General features: G+C 38.2%; 7 protein-coding genes. 6 read left to right on the top strand and 1 reads right to left on the bottom strand.

All coding sequences use genetic code 11. The features are described from left to right. The first annotated feature begins 204 nt into the window (after positions 1 to 204). Positions 205 to 519 (top strand): DUF1090 family protein, encoded by a 315-nt coding sequence (locus M998_RS03155; protein WP_068907467.1) that lies wholly within the window; start codon positions 205 to 207, stop codon positions 517 to 519. A gap of 125 nt (positions 520 to 644) precedes the next feature. Then, positions 645 to 1,844, top strand: coding sequence for an enoyl-ACP reductase FabV (gene fabV, locus M998_RS03150; RefSeq protein ID WP_068907475.1), 1,200 nt, complete (start codon positions 645 to 647; stop codon positions 1,842 to 1,844). Positions 1,845 to 1,933: 89 nt separating this feature from the next. On the opposite strand, the gene M998_RS03145 is transcribed toward fabV, so the two are convergent. Beyond that, a complete protein-coding gene (locus tag M998_RS03145; protein ID WP_068907465.1) occupies positions 1,934 to 2,479 on the bottom strand; it encodes a toxin-antitoxin system YwqK family antitoxin in 546 nt (181 codons plus the stop codon). Positions 2,480 to 2,968: 489 nt separating this feature from the next. Between M998_RS03145 and M998_RS03140 the strand changes: the two genes are divergently transcribed. The 4 genes from M998_RS03140 (at position 2,969) to M998_RS03125 (ending at position 7,194) form a co-directional block, all read left to right on the top strand. After that, positions 2,969 to 3,904 (top strand): substrate-binding domain-containing protein, encoded by a 936-nt coding sequence (locus M998_RS03140; RefSeq protein ID WP_068907463.1) that lies wholly within the window; start codon positions 2,969 to 2,971, stop codon positions 3,902 to 3,904. A gap of 56 nt (positions 3,905 to 3,960) precedes the next feature. Further along, entirely contained in the window at positions 3,961 to 5,517 is a 1,557-nt protein-coding gene (locus tag M998_RS03135; protein WP_068907461.1) for a sugar ABC transporter ATP-binding protein, read from the top strand. 10 nt (positions 5,518 to 5,527) lie between these two features. Continuing rightward, positions 5,528 to 6,547, top strand: a complete 1,020-nt coding sequence (locus tag M998_RS03130) for an ABC transporter permease (RefSeq protein WP_068442881.1) — start codon at positions 5,528 to 5,530, stop codon at positions 6,545 to 6,547. Positions 6,548 to 6,831: 284 nt separating this feature from the next. Beyond that, positions 6,832 to 7,194: a hypothetical protein gene (locus tag M998_RS03125; protein ID WP_068907459.1), complete on the top strand. Its 363-nt coding sequence runs from the start codon at positions 6,832 to 6,834 to the stop codon at positions 7,192 to 7,194. Positions 7,195 to 7,253: the final 59 nt, after the last annotated feature.

Here is a 7,253-nt window from a genome sequence, read left to right as displayed (position 1 = left end):
ACCCCAAGTCACCTACTTATGTATGCTACTTGGGATAGCGTTCACTTGCCGCCTAGCTGTAACTTTAATTATTTAGAGTAGATATGCATAAATTGCTATAAGTGATTAACTAAGATAAATCTACTGGTATGACCCTTTATAGATGATGGATTATAACTAATTAATACAACTAGTTAATTTGTATGAATCTATCAGGAGGATCTTATGGGAAAGGCGCTATTGCTAGCGTTAGTGGTTATGTTAGTGCCATTATCATCACAAGCAGGTTCAAAATATCATAGCTGTGACAGAAAGATTGATAAACTAGAAGCACAGCTTTATCGAGCGATGGATCATGGTAATAAGCATAAGGTTTCCAAATTAAAGAAGAAAATACACGAGACAAGATATAACTGTTATGACAGTCGTTCAGGTGCAACAAAATTATATGATTATTATCCACAAAGAAAATCGAGTGAGCTTGAACGTGAATTAGCGTCTTTACAAAGTGTTATTGAAGCATTAAAGGACTTAAAATAAATAAAAATGAGAAATAGAGCAAATAACTGGTCTGTTCACCGTGTTTATTTCCACACTGTCTTAAGTAAATAGAGAATATCAGGTATATTAGAGCCTGATTTTTAGCTACCAAGAAAAAAATGACTATGATTATCAAACCTAAAATTCGTGGTTTTATCTGCACTACAGCTCACCCAGCAGGCTGTGAAGCCAATGTTCGTGAGCAAATCGCTTATGTGAAATCTCGTGGTGAATTGAAAAACGGCCCTAAAAAAGTGCTGGTTATTGGTGCATCCACCGGTTACGGGCTAGCTTCTCGTATCAATGCTGCATTTGGCAGCGGTGCGGCGACTATCGGCGTATTTTTTGAAAAGCCAGGTAGCGAAGGAAAAACCGGCTCAGCGGGTTGGTATAACTCTGCTGGTTTTGACAAGGCAGCTAAAGAAGAAGGCTTATACGCGAAAAGTATCAATGGTGATGCTTTTTCTAACGAATGCCGTCAAACCGTTATTGATTTAATTAAACAAGATCTAGGCCAAATAGATTTAGTGATTTATTCACTGGCCTCTCCTGTACGTAAAATGCCAGAAACCGGTGAAGTAGTACGTTCAGCACTCAAACCTATTGGTGAACCGTATAAATCGGTTGCGTTGGATACCAATAAAGACGTATTGGTTGAAGCGGTTGTTGAGCCCGCAAATGAGCAAGAAATTGCGGATACCATTAAAGTTATGGGTGGCCAAGATTGGGAACTGTGGATGAATGCGTTAGATGAAGCAGGTGTTCTTGCAGATAACGCGCAATCAGTGGCTTATTCATATATCGGCACAGATTTGACTTGGCCAATTTATTGGCACGGGACATTAGGTAAAGCGAAAGAAGACCTTGACCGCGCAGCTAATGCCATCAATGACAAATTGAAGGCAAAAGGTGGCTCAGCTTACGTTGCTGTACTGAAATCCGTGGTTACTCAGGCCTCTTCCGCAATTCCAGTGATGCCTTTGTATATCTCTATTGTGTTTAAAATCATGAAAGAGCAGGGGATCCACGAAGGCTGTATTCAACAGATCCAACGTTTATTCGAAACTAAATTATTCAGTGGTGAAGTTCCTAGCACGGATGATCAGCATCGTTTGCGTCTTGATGATTGGGAATTACGTGATGATGTACAAAATACGTGTCGTGAAATTTGGAAGCAAATCAACGATAAAAACATCAATGAACTGACTGATTATCAAGGCTATAAAGCAGAATTCTTACGTTTATTCGGCTTCGGCTTACAAGGCGTTGATTATGATGCAGATTTAAGTGGTGAGGCTAAATTCGAAGTTATCGAATTAGTTTAAGCTGATTAATTATAGTAAATGATATCTGTTTACGATGAAAAAACCCGCTTTTAGAGCGGGTTTTTTATTTGAAAAATGAATAAATTAAATTATTGCTCCACGTAGATTTCACCATCGCGAATATGCGCTTTCGTGATCACTTTTCCACTTTCATCAAATTCAGTTAATGTACCTTCAAGGTCACCATTTTTAAATGTTCCTGTGATATGGACATTATTGCGAGGTGTATCGTAGTAAGTCTTAAATGGACCTGATAATTTGCCTTCTATCGCGTTCATTTCGATATCGAGTCGACCATTTTCATTATAATTACGCACAAATCCATTCACTTTACAGTTTTTAAGTTGTACATCTGATTCCATATTACCGTTTTCATAATATGTTTTCATATAACGGTCTAGGCATCCATTATGGATCCAAGTTTTTAGTTCAGGCTTGCCATTATCATAGTTTGTTTCAAAGAGACCTTCAGGTGCCTCTTTAGGTGCATGTGTGGAGGGAAATTCAACACCTTTTAATTGCTTTAAAGATTCAAAATCGGAGTCAGTATTCGATGCTGTGAGCATCTGACACCCCGAAGTAACCAAGACCAGTGATAAAAGTAATGTTGATTTTAAGAAATTCATTTTTAACATAACGATCCTATTGATTGCTGTAAATTTAGGTTTTGGATAGTGAAAATAATAAATTATTCAAATACCTATCAATGACTATAGCGTTTATGAAAAGGGATGTTGTGAGAACATTCTTAATTTATATTCAGAAAAGGAGTAAGGTCGCTAATAGATTTGTGTCTTAATCCTTTATAGCCATATTAGAGTTTGATATTTCATTTAAAATGAAATAAATATTTCTTAATTATCATTAGGATAGTTTCATATCATTTCAGGTGCCGCTCAATTTTCCACTGATTATCCAAGATAACTCAAGGCAGAGTGTGATCTTCATTGCGCTAATACTTCTTGGTTGATTAAATTTCGTTAACCATGCAACAAAAACAAAATTTTCATATAAAAAAATATGGAATATATATTTCATTAATGTATATGTATGTTATCGACATGTTAATCATGTTGACGGAGTTAACACACAACATGCATTCATAATCAGTGGGAAGGGGCGAAATGAAAAAGATAGTGAGATTGACCGCGCTGGTTGCTGTACTGGGTTTTTCTAATCCGATGATGGCAAACGAAGAGCAAATCGTATTTAGTTTACCAACGCTATCTACACCATTTGAAGTTCATATGCAGAAATCTGCGGTGAAAACAGCAAAAGAGCAGAACGTTCAAATACAAGTACTAGATGGGCAAGGAAGTTCTCCAAAGCAAGTCGCGGATATTGAAAATGCGATTACACGCGGTGCACAAGGTTTTATTGTTTCACCAAATGACGTGAATGCGGTGGCGGATGCGGTGGCTGAAATACAAAATGCAGGGCTACCCGTAGTTACCCTCGATAGAACCATAAATGCACAAAAAACAGTTCCACATTTTGGCGCTAATAACTACAAAGGTGGATATGCAATTGCGGAATATGTAAAACAACAATTCCCAGAAGGAGCTGACTTGATTTTGATTACCGGGCAGCCGGGCTCCTCTTCAAATATTGAACGTACAAAAGGTATCCGAGATAGCCTGAAAGAAGGTGGTAGTAAATACCGTTTGGTTGCAGACCAAAATGGTAACTGGATGCGTGCTGAAGGGATGCGAATTGTTGAAAGTTTGCTGCCATCTTTGCCGAAAAAACCCGATGTTATCTTATCTGCAAATGATGATATGGCATTAGGCGCAATCGAAGCTTTGAAAGCTCAAGGTTTGAAGCCGGGTGAAATTTTGGTCACTGGTTTCGACGCGAGTCCTGAAGCATTAAGTCGCATTCAAGATGGTTGGTTAGCGGTGACTGCCGACCAACGTGCGGGCTATGCTGTGAAAACGGCAATGGGACAATTAGTCGATAATATTCGTAATAAAAAAGAAATTACGGGAGCAGATTACCCGCCAGCAGTGATTAGCAAAGCGAATCTTGACCAAGCAGAACGTATTGGTGAGTTGAAATAGTTTAATCATTATATTCAGGGCTCTTTTGAGCCCTGCTTTCCTGAAAAGGAGTTTATATGTCTGAACCGCTGCTTAAAATTACAAATTTAACTAAAAGCTTTTCAGGTATTTGGGCGTTAAGCCATGCACAAATGACCGTCATGCCTGGTGAAGTTCATGCGCTGCTAGGGGAAAATGGCGCAGGTAAGTCAACATTTTTAAAAGCGCTAGCAGGTGCTCAACCTCAAACAGGTGGCGATATCTGGTTTCATGGTGAAATGTTAAAGGCTGATGATTCCCCGATTACTCGACAAAAAAAAGGGATTATTACTATTTATCAAGAATTTAATTTACTTCCGAATATGACAGTGGCTGAAAATATGTTTCTTGGTCGCGAAGCGCTCAAAATGAATTGGATGGTAAATGAGCGAGTGATGAATCAAGAAGCAAAAGCCGTTTTAGACTATTTACAATTATCTATTTCACCCACAACGCAAGTTGCGAGATTAAGTGTTGCTCAGCAACAAATGATTGAAATTGCACGAGCTTTGACTCTTAATGCAAAATTAATTGTGATGGATGAGCCTTCAGCTGCGTTAAGTGATATTGAAGTGTTAAGTTTGCATCGAGTTGTCAGAGAGCTAAGAAATCGAGGTGTCAGCATTATTTATGTGACACACCGATTACATGAAGTTTTCCAAATCTGCGATAAATTTACGGTGTTTCAAGATGGACGTTATACCGGGTCAGGGGATGTAGCGGAAACATCAGTTCAAGAAATTATTCGAATGATGGTTGGCCGCAATGTGATTTTTGAGCGGCGTCCTTATAGCGAAACCTATCATCGTGATAAACCTATTCGTTTATCAGTCAAAGCATTGAATAAAAAGAAGCCACCTCTTGATCCCCATGGTATTGCACTTCATGACATTCATTTTGATGTTCATGAGGGCGAAATTTTGGGAATAGCAGGTTTAATGGGAGCCGGTAGAACTGAAATAGCGCGCTGTTTATTTGGTGCTGACAAATTTACCTCGGGTGTATTTACCTTAGAAGGTGAGCCTTATTTCCCCACAACGCCTATAGATGCGCTCGATAAAGGGATTGCCTTAGTGCCCGAAGATCGTAAAAAAGAAGGGGCAGCATTGGGACTTTCGATACGTTACAACCTTTCATTATCAGGTTTAGGTAATCTGGTTAAGATGGGATGGATGGTGGACACCAAAAAAGAAAATACGCTGATTGAAAGTTACCGGCAGGCATTACAAATTAAAATGGTAAATAGTGAACAAGAAGTTCGCAAGCTTTCTGGTGGAAATCAACAAAAAGTCATTTTAGCTCGTTGTATGGCGATGAATCCAAAGGTATTAATTGTTGATGAGCCGACAAGGGGGATTGATGTCGGTACTAAATCAGAGGTACATCAAGTCATTTTTGAAATGGCAAAAAAAGGGGTTGCAGTGATCGTTATTTCTTCTGATTTACCTGAGGTGATGGCGATTTCAGACCGTATTATCACGATAAGTGAAGGCCGTTTAACGGGTGAAATTCGAGGTGATGATGCAACTGAAGAAAAATTAATGACCATGATGGCTATTTGTCATAATAGCTTGCAAGAGACAGCGGCGGAATAGGAGACATTTTATGTTACAGCAACAATCTTCAACGGCCGCTGGCCGTAAAAAAATTGACTTTATTGCCTTTTTTGAGCGTTTTGGTGTGTTGATTTTTATGGTGTTATTAATTTTATTTTTTCAAACTCAGAACAGTAATTTTCTTTCAGAACGCAATGTTACGAATATCCTTACTGAAGTTTCGATTTACGGCATTATGGCAGTGGGTATGACCTTGGTTATTTTAACCGCAGGGATTGATTTATCGGTAGGTTCGATACTTGCTGTTTGTGCGATGACCGCCGCATTTGTGATTAAAGGTGATAATCTTGTTGGTATTGACCCTGAAGCATGGGGTGGAATGAGCTGGTTAGTGGGGCTAGTCATCTGTTTGGCTGTTGGCACATTTATTGGTTTCTTACATGGGCTTGGCGTAACGCGCTTAAATATTCCTCCATTTATTGTCACGCTTGGTGGAATGACGATTTGGCGTGGTGTGACATTGGTCATTAATGATGGTGCACCAATTTCGGGTTTTGATGCCGGTTATCGCTGGTGGGGGAGAGGGGAATTGCTCGGTATTTCTATCCCTATTTGGATTTTTGCTATTGTTGCTGTGATTGGTTTTTTAGCATTACATAAAAGCCGTTGGGGACGCTTTGTTTATGCGGTAGGTAGCAACCGAGAAGCGGCACGTCTTGCAGGGGTAAATGTTAACCGTGTTTTGGTGAGTGTTTATGTGGCAATAGGCTGTTTAGCCGGATTAGCCGGTTTTATATTAAGTGCTCGCTTAGGCAGCGCGGAAGCCGTTGCGGGATTTACATTTGAGCTACGAGTGATTGCCTCAGTGGTTATTGGTGGAACCTCTTTAATGGGGGGGTATGGACGGATTGGCGGGACTATTATTGGTTCTATTATTATGGGGATTTTAATTAATGGCCTCGTTTTGATGAATGTATCCGCTTATTATCAACAAATTATTACTGGCGCAATTATTATCTTAGCTGTCGCCTTTGATACTTATGCTAAAAATCGTCGCGGTGCGAGTTAGTTTTTTCATTATAAAACGCTTTTCTATATAGGTAGACGAGCGCTTTATTTATAAATTAATCAAACGATGGATATGCTGATTGTTAATTATTCTGTATTTATATTTTATGATTCGAGCGCTGTCTAGTTAATTGATTTTATTTGAGTTTATCATTTTAAATAAAAAATGGAATAGATTTGAATGATATTCAATCTAAACATATTATCAATGAATTATATTTCAATATATAAGATTATAGAATATATGGAATAGTATTCTCTTCTTTTAAGGAGATGAACATTCTAATGAAACCCACATTAATTATTACTGTACTTGTATTTTTATCCGGTTGCTCTAACCCGACTAAACGAGATACTCTTTATATTACATCAACAAATAAACAATATTCACCGCCAAATCAAGCTAAAAAAAATGTAAAAACAAATTTTGAAATAGAAATGAAAGAAAATGGTCAATTGAATTTAACAACTGAAGAAATAGAAAATAAACACACTCAAGTCGATTGGTATCCAGAGTATAGTAGCACTGGTGTGACGTTTAAACATACGGATGATAACGGATGGGTGCGTGATTATACTCCAGAGCAAAGAAAAGGTTTTAAAAATAGTGATTATGATAAAAAATCAGGCAATCTTTTTGGTTTTTAATAAAAATTACTGTGGTTAATTCAAAGATATCAAAAGGGGCAAACATAGCCCCTTTGATT

This window comes from Providencia heimbachae ATCC 35613 (genome assembly GCF_001655055.1).
GTDB lineage: Bacteria > Pseudomonadota > Gammaproteobacteria > Enterobacterales > Enterobacteriaceae > Providencia > Providencia heimbachae.
This window is presented reverse-complemented; position numbering and strand designations above follow the sequence as displayed.